This is a genomic window from Tessaracoccus sp. OH4464_COT-324, from assembly GCF_003932855.1.
In the GTDB taxonomy this organism is placed as follows: domain Bacteria; phylum Actinomycetota; class Actinomycetes; order Propionibacteriales; family Propionibacteriaceae; genus Arachnia.
In genome coordinates this window covers 1-473 of the sequence record NZ_RQYZ01000094.1, presented here as the reverse complement: position 1 = coordinate 473, position 473 = coordinate 1, and the positions used below count along the sequence as shown (strand labels likewise).

1 protein-coding gene is annotated in these 473 nt (G+C 55.4%); it reads left to right on the top strand.

Going from position 1 to position 473, the window contains the following annotated elements; all coding sequences use genetic code 11:
- A partial coding sequence (locus EII42_RS13150) for a hypothetical protein (protein ID WP_158676528.1) occupies window positions 1–454 on the top strand: 454 nt, incomplete at its 5' end.
- Between the last annotated feature and the right edge of the window lie 19 nt (window positions 455–473).

The window sequence follows — 473 nt, the reverse complement described above, 5'->3', positions numbered from 1 at the left end:
CTGGGCCGGACACCCACCACCCACCATCGTCCCACCCATCTTCCACAACCACGTCAAAGACAACTGGCCCATCCCAACCCTCACCAACTTCGTCCCCTCAAAAGCCGGATTCCCCCGCACCCACAACACTGGCGGTAACTGGATCTACGTCCACAAAGACGACCAAGACCCCACCACCCCACGCCCAAGAACCATCCACGTCTACGTGGACTACTTTCACGACTCATACAAAACAATAACCAGGAATTTCGTCAACCCCAAAGCCGTAGGAAACGCCTACTGCGGCCTGCACCTAGACGACGGACCAGACACCTGTATTCTCGTGGCGGTTGATTCGATAATCCGTTTTTACCCTATTGGTAAATGGGAGGGTGACGTGAACGCCCAGATGGAGCAGCTCATGCTCGAACTAGCCGCAGAACTACGCAAACACTTCGGCACCGATGACCAATAACACCCCCTGGTACACCACC